Here is a 24,982-nt window from a genome sequence, read left to right as displayed (position 1 = left end):
TCCATCGGTCTTTTCACTGACACCGGCCAACATGCAGGCTTATACAAAACCTGCGAATATAAACATCTCAAAAATTGGCAAAAGCCCGGGGCAGAGCCCCGGGCTTGAGCGTATTGAGCTTAGAATTACGACTTCTTCTTGTCGTCGTCGATTTCTTCGTAATCGGCGTCGACAACATCGTCGTTCGAAGCCGCCTCTTCGCTACCGCCGGCAGTGCCGGTTTCAGCAGCCTGAGCGGCTTCATACATGGCCTGCCCGAGCTTCATCGAAGCTTCGGCGAGCGTCTGCGACTTTGCCTTGATGTCCTCGGCATCCTCGCCTTCAAGCGAGGCCTTGAGGCTTGCCAGAGCATCCTCGATGGCCTTCTTGTCGTCGGCCGAAACCTTGTCGCCATATTCGCTCAGCGACTTTTCGGTCGAATGAACGAGGCTCTCGCCCTGGTTCTTGGCTTCAACGGCATCACGACGCTTCTTGTCCGCCTCGGCATTCGCTTCGGCGTCCTTGACCATCTTTTCGATGTCGGCATCGCTCAGACCACCAGACGCCTGAATGCGGATCTGGTGTTCCTTGCCGGTGCCCTTGTCCTTGGCCGTCACGTTGACGATACCATTGGCGTCGATGTCGAAGGTCACTTCGATCTGCGGCACGCCACGCGGCGCGGGCGGAATGCCGACGAGGTCGAACTGGCCCAGCATCTTGTTGTCGGCGGCCATTTCACGCTCGCCCTGGAAGACGCGGATCGTCACGGCCGACTGGTTGTCCTCGGCGGTGGAGAAGGTCTGCGACTTCTTGGTCGGGATCGTGGTGTTGCGCTCGATCAGACGAGTGAACACGCCGCCCAGAGTTTCGATACCCAGCGAAAGCGGGGTCACGTCGAGCAGCAGAACGTCCTTGACATCGCCCTGCAGAACGCCTGCCTGAATGGCCGCGCCCATGGCGACGACTTCATCAGGATTGACACCCTTGTGCGGTTCCTTGCCGAAGAAGGCCTTCACGACTTCCTGAATCTTCGGCATGCGCGTCATGCCGCCGACCAGAATCACTTCGTCGATTTCGCCAGCCTTGAGACCGGCATCCTTCAGCGCTGCCTTGCAAGGCTCGATCGTGCGCTGGACGAGATCGTCTACCAGGCTTTCGAACTTGGCACGTGACAGCTTGATGGCAAGATGCTTCGGACCAGTCTGGTCAGCCGTGATGAACGGCAGGTTGACTTCGGTTTGCTGCGACGACGACAGTTCGATCTTGGCCTTTTCGGCAGCTTCCTTGAGGCGCTGCAGAGCGAGCTTGTCGTTCTTGAGGTCGATGCCGCTTTCCTTCTTGAACTCGGAAACCAGATATTCGACCAGACGCATGTCGAAGTCTTCACCGCCGAGGAAGGTGTCGCCGTTGGTCGACTTCACTTCGAAGACACCGTCGCCGATTTCAAGCACCGACACGTCGAAGGTGCCGCCGCCAAGATCATAAACAGCGATGGTCTTGCCTTCGTTCTTGTCGAGACCGTAAGCGAGTGCAGCAGCGGTGGGCTCATTGATGATGCGCAGAACTTCAAGACCGGCAATCTTGCCGGCATCCTTGGTTGCCTGACGCTGTGCATCGTTGAAGTAGGCCGGAACGGTGATAACCGCCTGCGTAACCGTTTCGCCGAGATAGGACTCAGCGGTTTCCTTCATTTTCTGAAGAATCATCGCAGAGACCTGCGACGGGGAATATTTCTTGCCGTGGACTTCAACCCAGGCATCGCCATTGTCGCCCTTGACGATCTGGTACGGAACCAGGTCCTTGTCCTTGGTAACCATCGGGTCATCAAAGCGGCGACCGATCAGGCGCTTGACCGCAAAAATGGTACCTTCCGGATTGGTGACGGCCTGACGCTTTGCAGGCTGACCGATGAGACGTTCGTCACTATCGGAGAACGCAACGATCGAAGGGGTTGTACGCGCACCTTCAGCATTTTCGATGACCTTCGCGTTCTTGCCGTCCATGACGGATACGCAGGAGTTGGTCGTTCCCAGATCGATACCAATTACTTTAGCCATATTTCTCTCCATTCAGCAAACCGCCAAGACCTCTACCGAGCGTTCCACGGGCGGTTCCTATAGGTTTCACAATGCTTGCTTCCAGATGCATGTCCAGACACCGAACCGGTTTCTGGCCTGACATCAATGCCCTGTGCGTGGCGTATATAAGAAACGCGGTTTTTTACTGCAAGTCACAAGAGCCAAGCTAATGCAGATTCCACACCCGGAAACCCTGACAGGGACCGTTCACTGTACAAAATTGGGGCCGCAGCACAACATAGTGCGCACCGGCCATCATACCATAGTCGATCCACCGTCTTTTGCCGCACGATAGATCGCGTCGATGAATTTCTGGTTCGCTTTCGAATTTTCAAGCGAGAAAAGCCGCGCATCTTTGTCGCCGCGCGCCGCCCGCACAAAGCTTTCGGCCTGAAGTTGATAATGATTGGCGTCACTGAACGACCATTCCGTCGCCTTCGTATGACCGGCATCGAAAAGCGCGATACTGCCATGACCGTATTTGCCGGTATTGAACGGTGCATAAACTTCGATGAAGCCTTTGTCGCCGTGGAAAACCATCGTCTGGCGAGCGCCAAGCTGCGTGGCGACGTAGAAGGTCAGGTCAAAGCCGTCGAAGCGGGCTGAAACATTGGCATAACGATCAGTGCCAAAAGCCGGGTCATATTCGACCGACGCCTGGACCGATACGGGTTCCAGGCCGGTGACCATGCGGGTTACCACGGTCGGATAGACGCCGATGTCCGGCAGAGCGCCACCACCCAGTTCCGGCTGGTTGCGCATATTGCCCGGATCGACATTGAAATAGGAAAAAGCGCCCTGCACATGGCGAAGCTTACCGATAGCACCTTCGGCCAGAAGTTGCTGCAGCTTGATCCACTGCGGATGATAATAGACCATGAAGGCTTCGGCCAGCGTGACCTTATGCTTGTCGCGCGCTGCGATGAGTTGGTCGATATCGTCGGCCTTGAGCGCGATCGGCTTTTCGCACAGGACATGCTTGCCCGCTTCAGCCGCCTTGAGGCTCCATTCGATATGCTGTGACGTCGGCAGCGGTATATAGACGCCATCGATGGCGTCGCTTGCCAGCAGTTCTTCATAGGAACCAAAGGCCAGCGGTGCACCAAAACGGTCGGCAACGGCGCGCGCCCGCGACTGGTCGCGGCTCGCAATGGCATGAACGACGCCATTATCGGAGGCGCAAAGTGCTGGAATCACCTGGGTGACACCGATCTTGGCGGTTGAAAGAATACCCCAACGAAACATGCTATTCCCTCTTTTATTCAAAGCAAAGATCCGGGCTCATTCCGGCGTATCCCAGCCCTGAACGATCAGTTCCGGCCAGAATTTCAGCGCGCGTTCCGCCTTGATTTCATGCGTTTCGCGGTTATCGATGGCACGATTGGGCCGAATGCGAAACGAAAAAATATCATCAAGGCCGAAAGGAGCGTGGATGAGCAGCCTGTAATCTGCCGGCTCGTTGTCTTTTGCCAGCCGTGCGCCCACGCAATGGGCAATCGTCGCATAGCGCTCTATCGATTCGGTCGCGGAACGAAGCGGAGCGTAGGGTTGTCCGAAGCGCTTTTCGAACCACAGATGCACCCGCGCCTGATTGCGAATCTCTACCGGAAGCGGAAAATCGCGGAAGACGTCTGCCCCGCGCGAGATGACCGCATCCTCCGCTTCCCAGGAAAGATCGCTGCCGTCGAAATAGATGATATCGAGATCCTTGAGCCCGTGTAGCACCGGTCGCCCGGTTAGCTGATTCCAAATGCTGTTGTAGAGCGCGCCTGAGACGAGCCAGAATTCGGATGCCTCTCCCTCCAGTTCTTGCAACCGTTGCAGTGCATCAGCCAGCATCGGATTTTCCAGAATCATCTGTGAAAAGATATTCCGCTGTTCCGCGAGCGACAAACCCGCATGACGCAAGTGATCCGGCATTTCCTTCACTGACCTTGTCCCGATACGTGGCGATAAAAATCGATGAATGCGCGCAGCGCCGGGCGCATCTGACGACGGCTTGGATAATAGAGATGAAGCCCGGCGAAGGGCTGGCACCAGTCTTCCAGAACCCGGACAAGCCGCCCTTCCGCCAACGCTTCGTGAACATAGTCTTCGAACAGATAGGCAAGCCCGGTACCGTTCAGAGCTGCTTCCAGAATAACCCTGTCGTCATTGACGATCAGCGGCCCCTCGATAGCGATTTCCTGCGCCTCGCCCACTCTTTCGAACTCCCATCGATAGGTTCGTCCGCTCGGGAAACGGTGGCGAATACAGGTGTGATGCAGGAGATCGCGCGGCTCGACCGGAACCGGGTGGTTCTCAAAATAAGCCGGTGCCGCGACGATTGCCGCACGAACATGCCCGGTGAGCCGCGTTGCTATCATATCCGCTTCAAGGCTTTCACCGAGACGCACCCCGGCATCGAAGCCCGCTGCAACAATATCGGTGAAGCCATTTTCCACCCGCAGATCGAGTGTAATGTCGGGATAAGCCCTGACGAATTCGCCGAGGCGTGGTGCGATGACCATCTGGGCAGCCACATAGGGCGCCGTGATTCGCAGTACCCCCGACGGGCGATCCCGCGAATCGACGGCGGCGCCCAGAGCCGCATTGATCTCTTCAAGCGCCGGTGCCAGCCTTTCCAGCAATTGTCGCCCGGCCTCCGTCGGTGCGACGCTGCGCGTTGTTCGGGCAAGCAGGCGCACACCCAGACTGTCCTCCAGCGTTGCTACCGCGTGACTGACTGCCGAAGGCGCAATCGCCAATTCCCGCGCCGCGCCACGGAAACTTCCATGGGCCGCGACAGCAGCAAGAACGGCAAGCTGTGACAGTTGGCTTCGATTCATTGTTATAAATTACAGAACAAGCTGTGAAAATAAATCGGTATTATCGAATTGATCGCCCCGTTTTATTGTTTGCGATATGGTCCTTGGCTCGAATGCAGCCACCATGAAGGCGCATTCTGCCAGAATCTCCTCCCGATTTTCCCTCACAATTTTCAGTACTTTCAATCAGTCATTCGAAAGGAACTACAATGCAACAGCGCAAACTCGGCCAGCACTTGAGCGTTTCTGCCCTTGGTTTCGGCTGCATGGGAATGACCTATGCTTATGGCGGACAGGATGAGCAGGATGCGATCCGCACGCTGCATCGCGCCGTCGATCTTGGCGTGACATTTTTCGATACGGCAGAGGTCTATGGTCCGTTCGAGAACGAGAAACTCGTCGGCAAAGCGCTTAAGCCATTCCGGGACCAGGTGACCATTGCAACGAAGTTCGGCTTCAAGATCGAAGACGGCCAGATGAAGGGTGTCGACAGCCGTCCCGAACATATCCGAGAGGTAGCCGAGGCCTCCCTGAAACGGCTAGGCATCGATGTAATCGATCTGTTCTACCAACACCGCGTCGATCCATCGGTGCCGATTGAAGATGTGGTTGGCACTTTGAAAGACCTGATCGATGAGGGAAAGATACGCGCCATCGGTCTTTCGGAAGCAGGTAGCACCACCTTGCGCCGCGCGCATGCGGTCCATCCCATCGCCGCGCTGCAAAGTGAATATTCGCTGTGGGCACGCGATCCGGAAGACAATGTGCTGCCGGTCTGCCGTGAACTCGGTATCGGTTTCGTACCCTATAGCCCACTTGGGCGCGGTATGCTGACCGGCACGTTGCGTTCACAGTCCGATCTCGCCGAAGACGATTTCCGCAAGACACTGCCGCGTTTCCAGCCGGGCAATCTGGAAGCAAACAACCGGCAGGTGGATCGCATCGTCGAGATCGCACAGGAAAAGCATGTCACGCCCGCGCAACTGGCGCTGGCATGGGTTTTGAGCCGAGGGGATTTCATCGTGCCGATCCCCGGCGTTCGCAAGATCCATCATCTGGAAGACAATGTGAAAGCCGTGGACATCGTGCTGACAGAGCAAGATCTCCAGCGTCTGGACGAGGTATCCGCGCCCGACCTGATCGCAGGCAAGCGTTACAACGAACAGCAGCTTGCTTTGACCGGTCTTTGATAAATGCTCCAAATAAAAGGGGAGCCCTAGGGCTCCCCTTTTTTACATCCTACGCAGAGCTGGTGGCGCGAGCGTCAGAAGTCCGACCAGCGTCATGGCAAAGCCGACCCATAGCGGCGCATGCAGGCCATAGCCGGCCTCCATTGCCTGTCCGCCAATCCACGGCCCAAACCCGAGGCCGATATTGATGACGGATGCATGCATGGCGTTCACAAGCGCTCCGGGATGCGCGATCCGCATTACCCGCGCGATGAAAGCCGGATTAAGCGCAATGCCCGTCAGGCCGATCATCACGATGGCAAGGATTACAGCCGGTTTCAGCTCTGCGAAAAGCGCGAAAATCAGCATGGCCGACAGCATCAACACGAGGCCGATGGCGATAGTCGGGATCGTGTGACGGTCGGCAAAGCGACCCGTGACATAGTTACCAACGATATTGGCACCGCCATAGACTGCAAGCAGCAATGGCACCTGCATCGCCGAGAAGCCCGCAAGCTGCACCGTGATCGGCGACAGATAGCTGTAGACGGCGAAGGACGAACCGATGACCAGCGCGCTGGTGGCATAGGCGGCCCAGAGCTTCGGCTTGCGCATCTCCTTCAGCTCCGAACGCAGATCGGCCTGCGGCGTATCGGGCGACGACTCAATCTTGATTGCGATGACAAGCGCACAAACTAGAATCAGGACTACAATGGCCCAGAAGCTCGCCCGCCAGCCGAACGCATTGGTGATCGCGGTCGCGATGGGCACGCCGAAGACTGTGCAGAGCATGAGGCCGGCAAAGACCAGCGATGAAGCCCGCCCGCGCAGTTCCGGTCCGACAAGCTGCGCTGTGATGGCAAGCATCAGCCCAAAGCTCGTTGCCGCCGCCATGCCGGTCAGAACACGCGCGATCAGCAGAACCTGGAAGCTGCTCGTGGACGCGGCCACGCTTTGCGCCGCCGCATAAAATACAAGCAGAATCAGAAGCCCCCGCTTGTTCTCGATCTTCAGTGCCAGAAACAGGACCGTGACCAGCGGCCCGCCAATCATCATGCCAAGCGCATAGAGCGAGATCAGATTGCCGATATCGGCGATGGAACGGTCGAATGCCACCTGAAGCGAAGGCAGCATGCCCGAAATCATGAGTTCGGAGGTCGTGAGCGCAAAGACGCCGAGACTGAGGCAATAGACGACCAGCGGGATTGCGCGCGCTTTTCTCGAAGACGCAGAAACCCCTTCCGCCGCAAGGGCGGATTCGCACGTATCGTTCATGGGACGAATCCTATTTATATAGTATAGACTACATAATTAATATCGCCTTGCCCGAAAGGGTCAAGAGAATTATATAAGGGTGATTACAGAAAGGGAGAAAAATGGTTCCACGCGGACGCCCGCGCAGCTTCGACCGCGATGCAGCGCTGGACAAGGTGATGAAGGTTTTTTGGGCCAAAGGCTATGAATGTGCCCAGATCAACGACTTCACGACCGCCATCGGCATCACGCCGCCGAGTTTCTATGCCGCCTTCGGCAACAAGGAACAGGCGTTTCGTGAAGCCGTCGACTATTATCGCCGCACCATCGGCGCGGCTCCTTTCGATGCACTGGAAAACGCGACCACCATTCATGAAGGCATGCGCCAATGGCTGGAACTGAGCGCGGACAGTGCTTTCGTCTGTCCGGCGGGCGGCTGCATGATCAGCGTCAGCTCAATCCAGTGCAAACCGGAAAACGTGCCTGTGAAGGAATTTCTCCAGGCTATCCGCCACGCCAATCATGACCGGCTTTCCAGGCGCTTGCAGCGAGCGATAGAGACGGGCGACCTACCGCCCGATTCCGATATTGCGCAAATGACCGAGTTCTATCACATGATCCAGCAGAGCATTTCCTTTGAAGCCCGCGATGGCAATTCACGCGCCGCTGTGCAGAAGATCATCGATATGGCCATGCGCGCCATGCCCGCCAAAGTAAAAAGCCCGGCTTGAAACCGGGCTTTTTGTTTCATGCCTATCCGCGAAGGACGCCGCCGGTCTGCTTGGCCACACTGGCCACGACCTGCTTCGACAGCGCTTCCAGATCTTCGTCTGTCAGAGTACGGTCCTGTGGCTGCAGCAGCACTTCAACCGCGATCGACTTTTTGCCTTCGCCAAGCGATGCGCCTGTGAAGATATCGAACACCTGAACGCCGACGATCAGTTTCTTGTCAGCGCTTGAGACCGCCTTCACGACATTCCCGGCCTCTACATTTGCATCCACCACAAACGCAAAATCGCGCTTGAGGCTCTGGAACTGCGACAGGTTGAGTGCAGGCTTGGTGCGGGTTGCCTTTGCTTTCGGCTCAGGGATCGCATCGATATAGACTTCAAAGCCGCAAAGCGCACCTGAAACATCAAGCGCTTCCAACGTGTCCGGGTGGAACTCGCCGAAAGTGCCCAAAACCACCTTCGGTCCAAGCTTCAGTGTGCCCGAACGACCCGGATGGAACCATTCAGGACCACCGGCTTCGATCTGGATACGATCAACCGGAGCACCGGCAGCTTCAAGGGCAGCCAAAGCATCAGCCTTGGCATCGAAGACGCCAACGGGTGCTGCATTGCCAGCCCAGAAACGGCCCGAACCTTCAACGCCAGCCGTGCCGCGACGAATGCCGCCAGCCACACGACGCTGCTGCTCAGGCTTGTCGCCTTCATAGATGCCCGACACTTCGAACAATGCCGTATCGCCAAAACCGCGATCCGCGTTGCGCTGTGCGGCAGCAAGCAGGCCCGGCAGAAGCGAAGGACGCATATCCGACATGTCGGCTGCAATTGGGTTTGCCAGCTTCAGTTCTGGCTTGCCGCCGCCAAACGCTTTGGCCTGCGCATCGGAAATGAAGGAATAGGTCACAGCTTCCATCATGCCGCGCGAAGCGAGTGTGCGGCGTGCCAGACGTGTACGGATCTGCAGTGTCGTCAGAATACGACCGTTGACCGTGCCAAGGCCCGGCAGCGGCTGTGGTTCGATCTGATTGATGCCGTGGATACGCATGACTTCTTCAACGAGGTCGGCCTTGCCTTCCACATCGCCACGCCATGTTGGCACGGTTGCTTTGATGACCTTGCCGTCACCTTCAACGTCGAAGCCAAGACGCTTCAGAATGTCGAAAGATGCGTCATAGGAAACTTCGATACCGGTAAGACGCTTCACTTCCGTTACCGGGAAATCGATGACGCGCGGCGCTGGCTTGGTATAGCCGACCACATCGAGCACCGTCGGCTGACCGCCGCAGAGTTCGAGAACCAGCTTGGTCGCAATCTCCGCGCCCGGCACCATCATTTCCGGATCGACGCCACGCTCGAAGCGATAGCGCGCATCGGTGACGATGCCCAGCTCGCGGCCCGTGCGCGCAATCATGCGTGCATCCCACAGAGCGGATTCGATCAGCACATCGACCGTGTTTTCGTCGCAGCCGGAATGCTCACCGCCCATGATACCGGCAATCGATTCGGGACCGTTTTCATCGGCAATCACATACATGCCCGGCTTGAACTTGTACTCGCGCTGGTCAAGACCGAGAATGGCTTCACCGTCCCTCGCCGCACGCACTGTCAGATTGCCCTTGACCTTGGCCGCGTCGAAGACGTGCAACGGACGGCCCTGATCGAAGGTCACGTAATTGGTGATGTCCACCAGTGCATTGATCGGGCGCAGGCCGATGGCCTTCAAACGCTGCTGCATCCATTTCGGGCTTGGGCCATTCTTGACACCCCTGACCATGCGCAGTGCGAAACCGGTGCAGAACGGGTTTTCGGCATCCTGATCCAGTATGACCTTGACCGGCGTTTCGCCTTCACCCTTGACTGCTTCCGGCAGCGTGTTCTTGAGCGTGCCAAGACCGGCAGCGGCCAAATCGCGCGCAATGCCGCGAATGCCAGTGCAATCAGCGCGGTTTGGCGTCAGGCCGATTTCGATGATCGGATCATCAAGGCCCATATAGGCTGCAAAGCTGGCACCGACCGGAACATCGTCAGGCAGGTCGATAATGCCGTTATGTTCGTCAGAGAGTTCCAGCTCGCGCTCGGAACACATCATGCCGAAGCTTTCGACACCGCGGATTTTGCCGACCGAAAGCGTGACATCGAGGCCCGGCACATAGTCGCCAGGACGGCCCAAAACACCGACGAGACCGGCGCGGGCATTCGGTGCGCCGCAGACGACCTGAACCGGCTGGCCTTCGCCCGTATCGACCGAAAGAACGCGCAGCTTGTCGGCATCCGGATGCTGAACGGCGCTCACGACCTTGGCGATCTTGAAGGCCTTGAAAGCAGCGCGGTCATCGACCGATTCCACTTCCAGACCGATATCGGTCAGCTTCTCGACGATCTGATCGAGCGTCGCATCGGTTTCAAGGTGATCCTTGAGCCAGGAAAGCGTGAATTTCATGTGTCTTGTCCCTTCCTGTCCTTACGCGCTCAGTCCGCCGAAAAGCGTCGGAATGTCGAGCGGACGGAAACCGTAATGTTCGATCCAGCGCACATCGGCATCGAAGAAGGCGCGCAAGTCAGGCATACCGTATTTCAGCATGGCGATGCGATCGATGCCCATGCCCCATGCGAAGCCCTGATAGACGTCCGGATCGTAGCCGGAAGCACGCAGCACGTTCGGATGCACCATGCCGCAACCCAGTATCTCCAGCCAGTCATTGCCTTCGCCGAACTTCACATGCGGACCGGAACGGTCGCACTGAATATCGACTTCAACCGATGGTTCGGTGAACGGGAAGAAGCTTGGACGCATGCGCATCTTGACTGAAGGCACTTCGAAGAAAGCCTTGCAGAACTCTTCGAGCACCCACTTCATGTTGGCGACGTTAGCCGACTTGTCGACGACCAGACCTTCGACCTGATGGAACATCGGCGAATGAGTGGCGTCAGAGTCCATGCGATAAGTCTTGCCCGGAATGACGATGCGGATCGGTTCGTCGCGGCCTTCCTTGTCGCGCAGCGCTGCAAACTTCTCCATCGTATGCACTTGCACGGGCGAGGTATGCGTGCGCAACAGCTTGCGCTCACCCTTCTCGTCTGCATTGAAGAAGAACGTGTCGTGCATTTCGCGTGCCGGATGGCCTTCGGGGAAGTTCAGCGCCGTGAAATTATAATAGTCGGTCTCGACATCCGGGCCTTCGGCAATCGAGAAACCCATATCGGCAAAAATCGCGGTGATTTCATCGATAACCTGTGAAATCGGATGGATGCGACCGCGCGCAGCAGCGCTTTCGCGTACCGGCAAGGTTACATCGACCTTCTCACGCTCAAGGCGCGCTGCAATGGCCTGCTTGCGCAGCTCTGTCTTGCGCTCGGTCAGCGCTTCAGTGACGCGGTTCTTCAGGCCGTTGATGGCTGGTCCCTGCGCCTGGCGCTCTTCCGGCGTCATGCTGCCCAGCGTCTTCAGCTTTTCCGAAACCGAGCCCTTCTTGCCAAGTGCTGCGACACGCACGGCTTCGATAGCAGGCTCGTCAGCCGCCGCCGCAATGTCTTCGAGAATTTGCCGTTCGAGTTGTTCTAGATCACTCATCATTTAAATCCCTGTCGTGCCTGCGGCACTCCACGCCTCTTGCTTTGAGTTCCCTGTCGCGCTTGCAGCACTCCACGCCTCTTGTTTTGAGTTCCCTGTCGCGCTTGCAGCACTCCACGCCTCTTGTTTTGAGTTCCCTGTCGCGCTTGCAGCGCTCCACGCCTCTTGTTTTGAGTTCCCTGTCGCGCTTGCAGCGCTCCACGCCTCTTGTCTTGGGTTCCCTGTTGCGCTTGCAGCGCTCCACATATTTCGCTTTGCAGCCAAAGAAGCGTTGTCGTCACTCTCTTTGGCCTGATTGGTGAGACGCATCAAGATTGGCGTCAAAAAATTCCATCGCCTGCAAAAGCCGTCTTCCGTCACCGCCTAAAAATATCCGACGGAGCAGCCTCAGCGGCGCGATGGTAAATCGGAAAAACCCGACGATTTTCTTCAGTTCAGGGATCACCGCAGACGGCGCCGCCGCGCGATAGGTTTCAAATGCCCTTTGCGGCGTCCCCGTAAGACGCGCCTGCGCGGTGATCTGGAAGAACAGGAGCCATACGTCGCGCGCCTGTGCGGCGGCAAGCGGCATCACCGTTTCCGGCTCCTCCTCGAAATCCAGAAAACCGGCAACGCCGTTCTTCTCGAAAAAATCGCGCGGATGCGGACGCCCATGGCAGAGCCCTGCCGCATGGGCCTCACCCAAAGCGCGGGCACAGTGGACGAGAAGCGCGTCATGGCCTTGCGGATCATCACGACGTAACTGGTCCAGCCTATCCTGAATGATCGGCGCAACATCGCTCAAAACCATCACCGCGCCCTGACGATAGACAATTCCAGGCACCTGAAAACCCGCCTTTAGAAAAGCGTGCATCTTACGCTCTTCACGGTCGGCCATGCCTGCTTCCCCCACCTCTTTCGGGCTGCGCAGGAACGGATAGAGAAGAAGCGGTGAAATCAGGCTGTGCAGGCGCTTCGCAAGTGGACGCCTTTCGGCATCGTAGCGTTTGATCCAGACGCGATGACCGCCAATGACAGCGCTGGAAATACGCTTGCCCTGGCTCTGAACAAGCAAAACCAGCAGGCTGCGAAGATCATCCGCATCCAGATCCAGTCTCAGCTTGCCCGGTTCATCCTTCATGCCCGATTGGAATCCCTAAAACGAGAAAACCCGCGCCAGCCGAGCCAGCGCGGGTCCCCAAATTATCGATACTGCTTGGGAAAGGCGGCTGGCTTAGCGGACAGCGCCTTCAAAAGCGTTCGGCGTCTCGGTGTTCTTGAGATATTCGAGAGCCTTCTTTGCCGATGCAACCAGCGCACCGAATGCATCCGGTTCGTGGATTGCGATGTCGGACAGAACCTTGCGGTCGATCTCGATACCAGCCTTTGCCAGACCGTCGATGAAACGGCCATAGGTCAGGCCCTGTTCGCGGACAGCAGCATTGATGCGCTGGATCCAGAGAGCGCGGAACGTACGCTTGCGATTCTTACGGTCGCGGTAAGCATACTGCTTCGAACGGTCAACTGCAGCCTTAGCGGTGCGGATGGTGTTCTTGCGACGACCGCGGAAACCGGCAGCCTGATCGAGAACTTTTTTGTGCTTGGCGTGTGAAGTAACGCCGCGTTTTACGCGTGCCATATTATGATCTCCTTAAAGGACAGCGGCTTAGAGGCCGTTAGGCAGGAACTGTTTTACGATCTTCGCATCTGCTTCCGAGAGCACCATGGTGCCGCGTGCATCGCGAATGAACTTGTTCGAGCGCTTGATCATGCCATGACGCTTGCCTGCAGCCGCAGCTACAACTTTGCCAGTGCCAGTGATTTTGAACCGCTTCTTGGCGGCCGACTTGGTCTTCATCTTGGGCATTTTGCTACTCCTTTGTTTAGTCCCCGTCGTGTCTGCGGCACTCCACGCCTCTTGCTTTAAGGGCGCTCGTGCCTGCGTCACACAGGAACAGTGTTTTTACTTCCAGACTGACCAAGCCTGAAAAGCATACGAAACCGCCACGGCATGCCCTGCCGGGCGGTTCGAACGCGGCCTTATAGGCTTAAAGACCGCAAAACGCAATGCCTGAATTGGGCTGAATCGCAGCCGAAACCTCAATAAAGTCGCAGAAGCACCGGCAGGACGTGGCTGTCCTGCAAATATTCCACGAACTCAAAGAACGGATAGGCGACGAAGAACACCAGACCGTCCGTAAAGGTGCGGTAGATCCGGTCAGGCCGGACGATCAGCTCCTTATCGTCGCGAAACAGCGAAAACTTCGGGAAGAAACGCGGCACACTCGCGCAATAGGCTTCATACGGCTGACCGAAATTCTGCTTGAGGAATTTCTCTTCCGTCCGGATGACAACCGAGAAAGCGAGATAGCACAGCACGCCGAATGCCGCAGCAATGATGATGCTGCCGGTCTGCGCGCCGATACCCATCGCACCGATGCTGCTGAAGACATAGAGCGGATTGCGCGTAACCGAATACGGCCCGCTCCGCACGATTTCCGCGCTCTTGCGCCCGCCGATATAGAGCGTGCACCACATGCGCCCGATAATGGCCGCAACGATCAGGCTAAGACCGAACGCCTCGATATACTCATGAAAATGCCCGGTCGATTGCGATCTCACGAAAAGCAGCGCCACGACCAAAAGTACTATAACGGCACCGATCGCAAGACGCCGACGCTGCTGATATTTACCCAGTTCGCCCAAAGTCTTCATTGAAGTTCCACGATCCCATATTTGTCGGGGCAAATGAAAAGCCGCCCGAAGGCGGCTTTTCCAAGGCATTTCGAAATGTTCAGCGCGGAGCGAGAACCATCATCATCTGACGGCCTTCAAGCTTCGGCTCGGACTCAACCTTGGCGATTTCGACCGTGTCTTCCTTGACACGCTGCAAAAGCTTCATGCCAAGTTCCTGGTGCGCCATTTCGCGTCCACGGAAACGCAAGGTAACCTTGACCTTGTCGCCTTCCTCGAAGAAACGCAGAGCAGCCTTCATCTTCACCTCATAATCATGGGTGTCGATGTTCGGTCGCATCTTGATTTCTTTGATTTCAACCGTTTTCTGCTTCTTGCGTGCTTCGGCGGCCTTTTTCTGATTCTGATACTTCAGCTTGCCGAGATCGACGATCTTGCAAACCGGAGGCTCTGCGTTCGGCACGATCTCAACGAGATCGAGGCCCGCTTCCTCTGCCATGGCGATAGCTTCCTGAATGGAAACATCGCCGTGGTTCTGGCCTTCGGCATCGATAAGCTGAACCCGGGGAACCCGGATATCACGGTTGGAGCGCGGTCCATCTTTCTGAACCGGCGTCGCTCTGAAGGGTCGGCGAATGGTCGTTATCTCCTGAATTGTTACGTCTCATGCGGTCGGATACTTGCTGCCAGACGGCATATCCCCGATCAAACCGCAGTTGATCGCGGAAATGTCGTCAAGCAGGCGGCGAAGTCAATAGCATCTTTGACAGGAAAAATCACCCCCGCGTGATAAACGTTCTTTTTGGCGTCATTTCGCGGGAGACAAGCGGCATATCGGTCACATTTGCCGTCATTTCAAGGGCCTCGCACCAGATGGCGGGTTTTCACTCAATTACGAACATGCCAAAACAATCCCGAAAATTGAGGAGATTTGAAATGAGCGCTGCGGGGCCGGAATTCATCGACGTGGACGGAGCGAAAATCGCCCTGCGTTACAGAGCCGGAAGCAAATCTCCGGGGGTAGTCTGGCTCGGCGGCTATCGTTCCGACATGCTGGGCACCAAGGCAGTCGTTCTCGACGAATGGGCAGAGCAGACCGGGCACAGTGCGCTCAGACACGATTATTCCGGCCATGGCGAATCCGGCGGCGATTTCAATCAGGGCACCATCTCGCGCTGGCTGAACGAAAGCCTCGCGGTCTACCGGCAATTTGCGACAGGCCCGCAGATTCTTGTCGGCTCCTCCATGGGAGGCTGGATCGCGCTGCGCATGGCGCAGGAGCTCAAGAAAGAAGGCAAGTCGCCTGCCGGTATCGTGCTGATCGCGCCGGCTCCCGATTTTACCGCCGTGCTCGTAGAGCCCACGCTTTCCGATACGCAGAAAAACGATCTTCAGGAAAAGGGCTATTTCGAAGAACCGTCCGACTATTCGCCCAATCCTTATGTCTATACCCGCGCATTGATTGAGGACGGGCGAAAGAATCTGGTTCTCAAAGGCATCATCGAGACCGGCTGTCCGGTTCATATCCTGCAGGGCGTGCAGGACCCGGATGTTCCTTACAAGCATGCGCTGACGCTTGTGGAACACCTGCCCGTCGATGACGTGACCCTGACGCTGGTGCGCGACGGCGATCATCGCTTGTCGCGACCACAGGATCTCGACCTTCTGATCCGCACCGTGTCCGGGCTGGCAGAACGCATCAGCGAAAAATCGTAACGGAGTACGGTCATGCGGTTTTCGGTTTTCGCTTCCTCGGCGGTTGCGGCCATTGTCGGTTTCGGTGGCACGCTGGCGCTCATCATTGCTGCAGCGCAGGTGCTGGGCGCCACGCAGGCCGAAACCGCAAGCTGGGTGACTGCGATCTGCCTTGCGATTGCCGCTTCCTCCGCCTGGCTCAGCATCCGCTACAAGATGCCGATCATCGCAGCCTGGTCCACACCGGGGCTGGCACTGATCGGCGCCAGTGCCGGCTTCACCATGCCGGAAGCGGTCGGCGCATTCATCGTGACGGCACTGGCACTGGTCGCCACCGGACTGATCCGCCAATTGTCGGTACTCGTTTCCCGCATTCCCGCCTCGGTCGCGTCAGGCATGCTTGCAGGTGTGCTGTTGAGTTTCGTCATTGCCGCGGCCAAAACAGTGCCCGGCGATCCGGTTTTCGTCCTGCCGCTGGTGGCGCTGTTTTTCATCATCCGCCTGTTCAACCCGTCGCTTGCCGTCATTGCCGTTCTGGTGACCGGCATGATCTTCGCATTGATCACAGGACGCTCACCCGCCCTGCCCGCGCCGGAAATCTCGACGCTTACCCTCATCTGGCCGGAATTCCACATGGGTGCGATGATCGGTATTGCGATCCCGCTCTATCTGGTGACCATGGCCTCGCAGAATCTGCCGGGCTTCGCCGTGCTGCGCGCTTCGGGCTATGAACCGCCAACCAGCGCCTGCCTGCGCGTGACCGGCCTGGCTTCTTTGCTGACAGCACCTTTTGGGGCTTCCACCACCAATCTTGCCGCGATCTCGGCAGCGCTCTGCACCAATCCCGACGCACATCCGGACCACAGCAAACGCTGGCTCACCGGACCGGTCTATGCAGCGATTTATGTCGTGTTTGCCCTTTTCGGCGCCTCGCTGGTCGCGATCTTTGCCGTATTGCCTGTAACGCTCATCGCCCTTGTTGCTGGTCTTGCCCTGACGGGCCCGTTCATCAATGCGATGTCGCTGGCGCTGAAGGACGAACATGAGCGTCTTGCTGCAACGATAACCTTTGCCGTGACGGCATCCGGCATGGCATTTTTCGGGGTTGGCTCCGCTTTCTGGGCGCTGATCGCTGGGCTATGCGTCACTTTTCTTGAACATCTTCGCAAAAAAATTTCGAGTTAATCACATTGGTTAGGCGAAACGCGGCCTGAATCCGCAGGTTGCATTCTTGAAAAGCCGCAATCTTTTCACCACGTCGAAGTCAAGCCGCCAGAAGAAAATGCCCGCATGGAGCGGGCTGGCAGGCCTTGGTTTCGCGCATGTTGCCGGACGATGTCGAACGGTTGAATGGCATGCGCTTTTCGACGGAGCAGACCATGACCAATACTGCATTGATCCGCCCGGCATGGACGCCAGCCACGATTGCGCTGATGGTGCTCGGCTTTTTCCTGTTCTGGCCGCTTGGCCTTGCCATGCTCGCCTATATCCTCTGGGGTGATCGCCTCGAAGGGTTCAAGCGCGGCGTGAACGAGAAGACCGATTCCATGTTTGGCTCGTTCCGCAACTGCCGCAAGGGCGAAAGCTTCAACTTCGGTAACACCACCGGCAACGAGGCTTTTGACGACTGGCGTCGCGCTGAGCTGGAACGACTGGCCGAAGAACGCCGCAAGCTTGAAGAGGCGCGCGCCGAATTCGAGGCCTATGCGGCAGAACTCCGCCGCGCCCGCGACAAGGAAGAATTCGACCGCTTCATGGCTGAGCGCCGTGCAAGCGCGAAGAAAACGCCTGCCCCGCGTGCAAAAGGCGGCAAGGATGACATCACCGATCTTTGATCGATGAAATTGCTTGCGAAATTATTGAACGGCGCGGCCATGTCCGCGCCGTTCCGGCTTTCTGACTACCTGCGAAGTCGTCACAACACTCTTTCTCACTTTTCGGGGTGCGCTCGAACGCGAATCGCTTATTCTTGAATGATGGGTCTTTCCTTTCTTCGGCAAATCAGCGGTAAAGGGGCATCCGCTGGGACAACGACCGTCCGCAGCGAACGCATCCATGCGGTCGCCGGACGAGAACTTCCCTTGCGTGTTTTCGAAAATCCGCGTGCCAAACGACTGACCTTGCGTATCGAAGCAGGTGGCAAGGGATTGCGCATCACGGTTCCGCCAGGGCTGCCCGAGCGCGACGTGCTGAGCTTCCTCAACCGTCACGAAGGCTGGATCGAAAGCCGCATCGCAAAACTGCCCGACCAGCCGGGCGTGCGCGCCGGTATCAAAATTCCCCTGCGCGGTGTGCCACATAAGATCGTGCATCAGCCGGGCCGCGGCACCACCCAGCTTCTCGAAGGAAATATCTTGCTCGTCCATGGTGACCCGGCACATCTGCCACGCCGCGTCGCCGATCACATCAAGCGCGAAGTGAAGCGCGAGATCGAGGCGCTTGTCGTCCGCCACACTGCCACGGTTGGCCGCAAGGCCAAATCCGTGCGCTTCAAGGACACGAAGAGCCGCTGGGGGTCCTGCACCTCGGACGGTGTCCTTTCCTTCTCCTGGCGGATCGGCATGGCTCCCGCCCCGGTGATCAACTATCTTGTCGCCCATGAAGTGGCTCATCTCATCGAGATGAACCATGGGCCGAAATTCTGGAAACTCTGCCATGAGCTTTGTCCCGACACGGAACGCTGCAAGGCTTGGCTGAAGCGCAATGGCAGCGCATTACAGGCAATCGACTTCACATGACTCCATCCATACTGACCGCCGCCAAGGTGCTGTGGGATTATCACTGCATCTATGATCCTCTGGAAACCGCCGATGTCATTATCGGGCTTGGCAGCTACGATCCGCGCGTTGCCGAGAGGGCAGCCGATCTCTTTTTGGCCAGCATGGCGACCTGGCTGGTGTTTACCGGCAAAAGCGGTCACTGGACGGACAAGCTCTATCAATCAAGCGAGGCCGAGGCTTTTGCCGAAATCGCAATCAAGCGCGGCGTGCCCGAAGAAGCGATCACCGTCGAACCCAATGCAACCAATATCGGCGAGAATATAAGGTTCAGTCGTGAACGGCTTGCGCCCGGCGCAATCAGCGCCATCCTTGTAACCAAACCGCAGACACAGCGCCGCGTTCTGGCGACCGTGGCCCGCCAATGGCCGGAAGCGCGCGCAAGCATCACTGCGCCGCTTGTTTCCTTCGAAGACCAGCCGACGGCAGATCATCCGGTCGAAATGCTTATCAATGAGATGACCGGTGACCTGCAACGCATTCTGGAATATGCGGCCAAGGGCTATCAGATTGCACAGGCGGTTCCCCTGGAGGTCATGGAGGCGTATGATTTTCTGATCGCACAGGGTCTTAATGGCCATCCGCTCTCCGAATAGATCGGCAACGGACGGAATAACTTGAGTAGCCCCCGGATTTATGCGACGGAAAACCATGGTTCTCGATATCAAGATATGCGGGCTCAAGACCCCCGACGCCGTTGCCGCCGCCCTCGATGGCGGTGCGACGCATATCGGTTTCATCTTCTTTCCCAAAAGCCCGCGCCATATACCCCCGCAGACAGCAGCCAGCTTGCGCGATGCGGTCAAGGGACGTGCGCTTGTCGTTGCCGTTACAGTTGATGCAGACGATGAAACGCTGGATGATATCGTGAAAACGGTGAAGCCAGATATTCTGCAGCTTCACGGCGATGAGACGCCGGAACGTGTTGCCTTCATCAAGGCGCGTTATGGCCTGCCGGTCATGAAGGCTTTTTCGGTGCGCGAAGCCCGCGATCTTGCCGCGATTGCAGCCTATAAAGGCATAGCAGACCGTTTCCTGTTCGATGCCAAGCCGCCGAAGGGATCCGATCTTCCGGGTGGCAACGGCGTGTCATTCGACTGGGAACTTCTGGCCGCGCTTGACGCGGATATCGATTACATGCTTTCCGGTGGGTTGAATGCGGACAATATAGCCGAAGCGCTGCAGAAGACCCAGGCGCAAGGCATCGATATATCGTCCGGTGTCGAGCACGCGCCCGGCGAAAAGGACGTGCGTCTCATCGAGAATTTTTTCCGGGCTGTCGCCGATGCGCGCCGATGCCCTGTATGACAGCCTGAACTGACGGAGTGGCAAGCGTTGAACAAGCCGGTTGAACCCAATTCCTATAAGACAGGCCCCGATGAAGAGGGCATGTTCGGTATTTTCGGCGGACGTTTTGTTGCCGAGACGTTGATGCCGCTGATCCACGAATTGCAGGAAGCCTATGAAACGGCCAAGAACGACCCTGAATTCAAGGCGGAGCTGAATGCGCTTTCCACCTATTATGCCGGTCGTCCTTCCAAGCTCTATTATGCCGAAGGCCTGACGAAACATTTGGGCGGCGCGAAAATCTACTTCAAGCGCGAAGACCTCAATCACACCGGCAGTCACAAGATCAACAACTGCCTCGGCCAGATTCTTCTCGCCAAGCGCATGGGCAAGACCCGCATCATCGCCGAAACCGGCGCTGGACAGCATGGTGTGGCTTCGGCCACCGTTGCCGCGCGTTTCGGCCTGCCCTGCGTGGTCTATATGGGCGCAACCGACGTTGAGCGCCAGAAGCCGAATGTGTTCCGCATGAAGCTGCTCGGCGCGGAAGTTATCCCGGTTTCGGCAGGCAACGGCACGCTCAAGGATGCGATGAACGAAGCCCTGCGTGACTGGGTGACGAATGTCGAAGACACCTATTACCTGATCGGCACGGCTGCCGGTCCGCATCCCTATCCGGAACTGGTGCGCGACTTCCAGTCGGTCATCGGCACCGAAGCCCGCCAGCAGATACTCGAACAGGAAGGACGCCTGCCGGATGTGATCGTGGCAGCGGTCGGCGGCGGCTCCAACGCCATTGGTCTGTTCCATCCATTCCTTGACGATGCCTCGGTGAAGATCGTCGGTGTCGAAGCAGGCGGGCGCGGTCTCGACGGCGAAGAACATTGCGCCTCGATGAGCGCAGGTCGTCCCGGCGTGCTGCATGGCAACCGCACCTATCTCCTCCAGAACGATGACGGTCAGATTCTCGAAGGCCATTCCGTTTCGGCCGGTCTCGACTATCCAGGCGTCGGCCCGGAACATTCGTGGCTGAAAGACAGCGGGCGCGTCGATTATGTGCCGATCCTCGACGATGAGGCGCTGGATGCATTCCAGCTTTGCACGCGCACTGAGGGCATCATCCCCGCGCTCGAATCCGCCCATGCCATCGCACAAGCCGTGAAAATGGCACCGACCATGGGCAAGGATCAGGTCATGATCGTCAATCTGTCCGGTCGTGGCGACAAGGATGTCCACACGGTCGGCAAGCTTCTCGGCATGGACATCTGACATGGGTAACGACGTCGCCGAAATCTCCGTCTACAAGCCGCGCGCCGCATGGTTCGACGGCCTGACGACGTGTGGTCCGGCGACGATCAAACTCAACATCATCGAAGCCGATCCGACCAATCCTGTCGCGGAGGCGGCTGTCGGCCTCGCCCGCAGACAGATCGAAACCGCTGCTGAAAAGCTCGCCGCCTTACCGCATCGGGGGGTCGGTTTCGCCGTTCTGCATCAGGGCGAGGAGGGTCTCTGGCTGCTTCTGCACTGGTGGCTGGAGGGCGGCATTGCCACCGAAATCCTCTGGCAGTCGGAACTCGGCGACGAGGTAGAATTCATGCCTGCACAGCGGCTGCTGATGGCCTGTGTGTGGGAACTCGGAATCATAGACTTTGAACGGCGTGCATGGATGGAAACGGCGATGGCGGGCAAGCCCGTTACCGACTATCTGGCGCGCACTTTGCCACGGGGCACGGTATGACTACTCGCATCGACACCAAATTCGCTGAACTGAAGGCCGAGGGCCGTCCGGCGCTCGTTACCTATTTCATGGGTGGCGATCCCGATCTGGAAACCTCGCTCAAGGTGATGAAGGCGCTGCCCAAGGCTGGTGCCGACGTGATCGAGCTGGGTATGCCCTTCTCCGATCCGATGGCGGACGGACCCGCCATTCAGGCCGCTGGCCTGCGCGCCCTTAATGCCGGTCAGACGCTCGCCAAGACGCTGCACATGGCAGCAGAATTCCGCAAGGAAGACGACACGACCCCGATCGTCATGATGGGCTATTACAATCCGATCTATATCTACGGTGTGGATCGCTTTCTGGCCGATGCTAAGGCTTCCGGCGTGGACGGGCTGATTGTTGTCGATCTTCCCTCCGAAATGGATGCAGAGCTTTGCATCCCAGCGATGAAAGTGGGCATCAATTTCATCCGCCTCACCACGCCGACCACGGACGACAAACGCCTGCCGAAAGTGCTGCATAATTCGTCGGGATTTGTCTATTACGTCTCGATGAACGGCATCACCGGCTCCGCCATTGCCGATACGACAAAGGTCGGTGAAGCCGTGCGTCACATCAAGAAGAGCACCGATCTGCCGATCTGTGTCGGTTTCGGCGTCAAGACGCCGGAGCAGGCAGCAGCCATCGCCACCCACGCCGATGGCGTCGTCGTCGGCACGGCGATTGTCAACGCGATTGCCGGTGAACTGGACGAAAATGGCAAGTCGAAGGGCGATCCTGTCGCTGCTGCAACCGGACTTGTCCACGCCCTTGCGGAGAGTGTGCGCGCCACACGCCTTGAAGCCGCCCAATAAATCGTCCATTTAAAGCGCATCCTAAAAAGTGCGAAGCGGTTTTTGGGCAAGATGCGCGTTAAGACTCTAAGCGGCTGAAGCTCTTTGCCGAAGAACAAGAAACGGAACCAAACGTCATGAACTGGATCACCAACTACGTCCGTCCGAAGATCAATTCGATGCTCGGCCGTCGTGAAATGCCGGAAAATCTCTGGATCAAGGATCCGTCGACCGGTGAAATGGTGTTTCACAAGGACCTTGAGAGCAACCAGTTTGTGATTCCGTCCTCGGGTCATCACATGCGCATCAAGGCAAAGGACCGTCTGCGTTTCTTCTTCGACAATGGTGAGTACACCACGCTTGAAGCGCCGAAAGTGCCCGTTGATCCGCTGAAATTCCGTGACGAGAAGAAGTATATCGACCGTCTCAAGGATTATCGCACGCGTACCGGCATGGATGACGCTGTCGTCAACGGCCTCGGCTCCATCGAAGGCCTGCCGATTGTCGCCACCGTTCAGGATTTCGGGTTCATGGGCGGCTCGCTCGGTATGGGTGCCGGCGAAGCGATTATCCAAGGCTTTGAAAAGGCTATCGAGCTGAAGCGTCCGCTGGTTCTGTTTGCCGCCTCCGGTGGCGCACGCATGCAGGAAGGTATCCTGTCGCTGATGCAGCTCCCGCGCACCACGGTTGCCGTGGAAATGCTGAAAGAGGCAGGCCTGCCCTATATCGTTGTCCTGACCAATCCGACCACCGGTGGCGTGACGGCTTCCTACGCCATGCTGGGCGATATCCACATTGCCGAACCCGGCGCACTGATCGGCTTTGCCGGACCGCGCGTCATCGAGCAGACGATCCGTGAAAAGCTCCCCGAGGGCTTCCAGAGCGCGGATTATCTCATGGAACACGGCATGATCGACATGGTCGTCTCGCGTCTGGAATTGAAGGGCACGATTGCGCGCCTTCTCAAGATCATGACCCGGCAGCCCGGCACCAGCGATGCGCCGGAACACGAAAAGACGGAAGCAACCGACAAGGCAGCTTGATTGTGACAGAAAAAGCCGCCGCCGCAATCGAGCGGCTTATGCAGTTGCATCCAAAGGGCTTCGATCTTTCCTTGGACCGCATCCGCGCTCTTCTGGAAAAGCTCGGTAACCCACATCTGAAACTGCCGCCGGTCATCCATATCGCCGGAACCAACGGCAAGGGATCGGCGACAGCTTTCTGCCGTGCGCTTCTTGAAGCGGGCGGCTTTGATGTTCACGTCCATACCTCGCCGCACCTCGTCAACTGGCACGAGCGCTATCGCCTGGCAGCGCCCGGCGGCGGCAGGCTGGTCAGCGACGATGTTCTGGCCGACGCGATAGAGCGCGTTGCAGCGGCCAATGAGGGCCAACATATCACCGTTTTCGAAATCCTGACGGCCGTGGCCTTTGTGCTCTTTTCCGAGCATCCGGCGGATGTCGTCGTCATGGAAGTCGGTCTTGGCGGGCGTTTCGATGCCACCAATGTCATTACCGAGCCTGCCGTCTCGCTCATCATGCCGGTTTCCATCGACCATCAGGCCTATCTTGGCGACCGCGTGGAGCTGATCGCTGCTGAAAAGGCCGGGATCATCAAGAAGGATTGTCCTGTCGTCGTCGGTTTCCAGCCCTTCGATGCGGCGCGGGAAGTTCTCGTCTCGACTGCAGATCGGCTCGGCTGTCCGGTTTCGGTTTACGGGCAGGATTTCCTTGCTTTCGAGGAACATGGTCGCATGGTGTTCCAGAACGAGGACGGCCTGATCGACCTGCCTTTGCCGCGCCTCCTCGGGCGCCACCAGATTTCCAACGCTGCCGCGGCAATTGAGGCTGTGCAGATGGCGGGTTTCAGCCTGACCGACAAAGCTGTCGAGAAGGCGTTGATGGTGGTGGACTGGCCAGCACGTATGCAGCGGCTGACCCATGGCGCGCTCGTGGATATGGCCCCGGCGGCATCTGAGATCTGGCTCGATGGCGGTCATAATCCGGGTGCCGGGACAGTCATCGCCGAGGCGCTCGGCGATTTGGAGGAGCGCAACGAGCGCCCGCTGTTCCTCATCACGGGCATGATCAACACCAAGGACCCGGTCGGCTACTTCGAAGCCTTTGCCGGTATGGCGCGGCATGTTTTCACAGTGCCCATTCCGTCCAGCGATGCGGGCATTCCCAATGATGAGCTGGCGGTCGCAGCCCAGAAGGCCAATTTGTCGGCAGAGCCTGTGCATTCGGTTGCCAATGCATTGAAGCTTCTGCGCGACACATGGCCATCAGATGAGGCGCCGCCGCGTATCCTGATTGGCGGCTCTCTTTATCTTGCTGGTGAAGTATTGGGAGAGAACAATACGCCACCAGTTTGATAAAATCAGATTTTGGATAGTAAAAAACAAAATC

25 protein-coding genes are annotated in these 24,982 nt (G+C 57.7%); 13 read left to right on the top strand and 12 right to left on the bottom strand.

What is annotated here, in order from left to right:
• Positions 1 to 125 precede the first annotated feature (125 nt).
• The 4 genes from dnaK to FIB18_RS10055 form a co-directional block, all read right to left on the bottom strand.
• Complete coding sequence (gene dnaK, locus FIB18_RS10070) at positions 126 to 2,036, bottom strand: molecular chaperone DnaK (RefSeq protein ID WP_140020579.1); 1,911 nt, start codon at positions 2,034 to 2,036, stop codon at positions 126 to 128.
• Positions 2,037 to 2,312: 276 nt separating this feature from the next.
• Entirely contained in the window at positions 2,313 to 3,302 is a 990-nt protein-coding gene (locus tag FIB18_RS10065; RefSeq protein ID WP_140020578.1) for a Gfo/Idh/MocA family protein, read from the bottom strand.
• Positions 3,303 to 3,338: 36 nt separating this feature from the next.
• Positions 3,339 to 3,977 (bottom strand): nucleotidyltransferase family protein, encoded by a 639-nt coding sequence (locus FIB18_RS10060; RefSeq protein WP_210296086.1) that lies wholly within the window; start codon positions 3,975 to 3,977, stop codon positions 3,339 to 3,341.
• Positions 3,978 to 3,982: 5 nt separating this feature from the next.
• Complete coding sequence (locus FIB18_RS10055; RefSeq protein WP_140020576.1) at positions 3,983 to 4,885, bottom strand: LysR family transcriptional regulator; 903 nt, start codon at positions 4,883 to 4,885, stop codon at positions 3,983 to 3,985.
• Between the two features lie 188 nt (positions 4,886 to 5,073).
• Between FIB18_RS10055 and FIB18_RS10050 the strand changes: the two genes are divergently transcribed.
• Positions 5,074 to 6,054 (top strand): aldo/keto reductase, encoded by a 981-nt coding sequence (locus FIB18_RS10050; protein ID WP_140020575.1) that lies wholly within the window; start codon positions 5,074 to 5,076, stop codon positions 6,052 to 6,054.
• 42 nt (positions 6,055 to 6,096) lie between these two features.
• Here FIB18_RS10050 and FIB18_RS10045 read toward each other — a convergent pair whose 3' ends face one another.
• A complete protein-coding gene (locus tag FIB18_RS10045) occupies positions 6,097 to 7,308 on the bottom strand; it encodes an MFS transporter (RefSeq protein WP_140020574.1) in 1,212 nt (403 codons plus the stop codon).
• 101 nt (positions 7,309 to 7,409) lie between these two features.
• Between FIB18_RS10045 and FIB18_RS10040 the strand changes: the two genes are divergently transcribed.
• Positions 7,410 to 8,018 (top strand): TetR/AcrR family transcriptional regulator, encoded by a 609-nt coding sequence (locus FIB18_RS10040; RefSeq protein WP_140020573.1) that lies wholly within the window; start codon positions 7,410 to 7,412, stop codon positions 8,016 to 8,018.
• A gap of 22 nt (positions 8,019 to 8,040) precedes the next feature.
• On the opposite strand, the gene pheT is transcribed toward FIB18_RS10040, so the two are convergent.
• The 7 genes from pheT to infC form a co-directional block, all read right to left on the bottom strand.
• On the bottom strand, positions 8,041 to 10,455 hold the full coding sequence (gene pheT, locus FIB18_RS10035) for a phenylalanine--tRNA ligase subunit beta (protein ID WP_140020572.1): 2,415 nt from the start codon (positions 10,453 to 10,455) through the stop codon (positions 8,041 to 8,043).
• Positions 10,456 to 10,476: 21 nt separating this feature from the next.
• Positions 10,477 to 11,586 carry a phenylalanine--tRNA ligase subunit alpha gene (pheS, locus tag FIB18_RS10030; RefSeq protein WP_140020571.1) on the bottom strand — a complete coding sequence of 370 codons (1,110 nt, stop codon included), beginning with the start codon at positions 11,584 to 11,586 and terminating at the stop codon, positions 10,477 to 10,479.
• Between the two features lie 277 nt (positions 11,587 to 11,863).
• On the bottom strand, positions 11,864 to 12,706 hold the full coding sequence (locus FIB18_RS10020; RefSeq protein ID WP_140020569.1) for a BUD32 family EKC/KEOPS complex subunit: 843 nt from the start codon (positions 12,704 to 12,706) through the stop codon (positions 11,864 to 11,866).
• 93 nt (positions 12,707 to 12,799) lie between these two features.
• Entirely contained in the window at positions 12,800 to 13,204 is a 405-nt protein-coding gene (gene rplT / locus FIB18_RS10015; protein WP_105543029.1) for a 50S ribosomal protein L20, read from the bottom strand.
• Positions 13,205 to 13,231: 27 nt separating this feature from the next.
• A complete protein-coding gene (rpmI, locus tag FIB18_RS10010; protein ID WP_024898386.1) occupies positions 13,232 to 13,432 on the bottom strand; it encodes a 50S ribosomal protein L35 in 201 nt (66 codons plus the stop codon).
• Between the two features lie 233 nt (positions 13,433 to 13,665).
• Positions 13,666 to 14,280 carry a methyltransferase family protein gene (locus tag FIB18_RS10005; RefSeq protein ID WP_140020568.1) on the bottom strand — a complete coding sequence of 205 codons (615 nt, stop codon included), beginning with the start codon at positions 14,278 to 14,280 and terminating at the stop codon, positions 13,666 to 13,668.
• Positions 14,281 to 14,359: 79 nt separating this feature from the next.
• Positions 14,360 to 14,896, bottom strand: coding sequence for a translation initiation factor IF-3 (infC, locus tag FIB18_RS10000; protein ID WP_012091035.1), 537 nt, complete (start codon positions 14,894 to 14,896; stop codon positions 14,360 to 14,362).
• A 299-nt stretch (positions 14,897 to 15,195) separates the two neighbouring features.
• Between infC and FIB18_RS09995 the strand changes: the two genes are divergently transcribed.
• From FIB18_RS09995 to FIB18_RS09945, 11 genes are all read left to right on the top strand, one after another.
• Positions 15,196 to 15,975 carry an alpha/beta hydrolase gene (locus FIB18_RS09995; protein ID WP_140020567.1) on the top strand — a complete coding sequence of 260 codons (780 nt, stop codon included), beginning with the start codon at positions 15,196 to 15,198 and terminating at the stop codon, positions 15,973 to 15,975.
• A 12-nt stretch (positions 15,976 to 15,987) separates the two neighbouring features.
• Positions 15,988 to 17,139, top strand: coding sequence for a benzoate/H(+) symporter BenE family transporter (locus FIB18_RS09990; protein WP_140020566.1), 1,152 nt, complete (start codon positions 15,988 to 15,990; stop codon positions 17,137 to 17,139).
• A gap of 194 nt (positions 17,140 to 17,333) precedes the next feature.
• Positions 17,334 to 17,789, top strand: coding sequence for a DUF2852 domain-containing protein (locus FIB18_RS09985; protein WP_140020565.1), 456 nt, complete (start codon positions 17,334 to 17,336; stop codon positions 17,787 to 17,789).
• Positions 17,790 to 17,930: 141 nt separating this feature from the next.
• Positions 17,931 to 18,692 (top strand): M48 family metallopeptidase, encoded by a 762-nt coding sequence (locus FIB18_RS09980; RefSeq protein ID WP_140020766.1) that lies wholly within the window; start codon positions 17,931 to 17,933, stop codon positions 18,690 to 18,692.
• A complete protein-coding gene (locus tag FIB18_RS09975) occupies positions 18,689 to 19,327 on the top strand; it encodes a YdcF family protein (protein ID WP_140020564.1) in 639 nt (212 codons plus the stop codon). Before FIB18_RS09980 ends, FIB18_RS09975 begins: the two co-directional genes overlap by 4 nt.
• A gap of 55 nt (positions 19,328 to 19,382) precedes the next feature.
• Entirely contained in the window at positions 19,383 to 20,039 is a 657-nt protein-coding gene (locus FIB18_RS09970) for a phosphoribosylanthranilate isomerase (protein WP_140020563.1), read from the top strand.
• Positions 20,040 to 20,066: 27 nt separating this feature from the next.
• Positions 20,067 to 21,287, top strand: coding sequence for a tryptophan synthase subunit beta (trpB, locus tag FIB18_RS09965; RefSeq protein WP_140020562.1), 1,221 nt, complete (start codon positions 20,067 to 20,069; stop codon positions 21,285 to 21,287).
• A gap of 1 nt (position 21,288) precedes the next feature.
• A complete protein-coding gene (locus tag FIB18_RS09960) occupies positions 21,289 to 21,759 on the top strand; it encodes a hypothetical protein (protein WP_140020765.1) in 471 nt (156 codons plus the stop codon).
• On the top strand, positions 21,756 to 22,595 hold the full coding sequence (gene trpA / locus FIB18_RS09955) for a tryptophan synthase subunit alpha (protein ID WP_140020561.1): 840 nt from the start codon (positions 21,756 to 21,758) through the stop codon (positions 22,593 to 22,595). Before FIB18_RS09960 ends, trpA begins: the two co-directional genes overlap by 4 nt.
• 116 nt (positions 22,596 to 22,711) lie before the next feature.
• Positions 22,712 to 23,617 carry an acetyl-CoA carboxylase, carboxyltransferase subunit beta gene (accD, locus tag FIB18_RS09950; RefSeq protein WP_140020560.1) on the top strand — a complete coding sequence of 302 codons (906 nt, stop codon included), beginning with the start codon at positions 22,712 to 22,714 and terminating at the stop codon, positions 23,615 to 23,617.
• Between the two features lie 38 nt (positions 23,618 to 23,655).
• Complete coding sequence (locus FIB18_RS09945; RefSeq protein WP_168436578.1) at positions 23,656 to 24,948, top strand: bifunctional folylpolyglutamate synthase/dihydrofolate synthase; 1,293 nt, start codon at positions 23,656 to 23,658, stop codon at positions 24,946 to 24,948.
• The last annotated feature ends 34 nt before the right edge of the window (positions 24,949 to 24,982 follow it).

The organism is Brucella pecoris (assembly GCF_006376675.1).
Taxonomy (GTDB): Bacteria; Pseudomonadota; Alphaproteobacteria; order Rhizobiales; family Rhizobiaceae; genus Brucella; species Brucella pecoris.
Note: the sequence above shows the minus strand (reverse complement) of the source record. Positions and strands in the feature narration are given on the sequence as shown.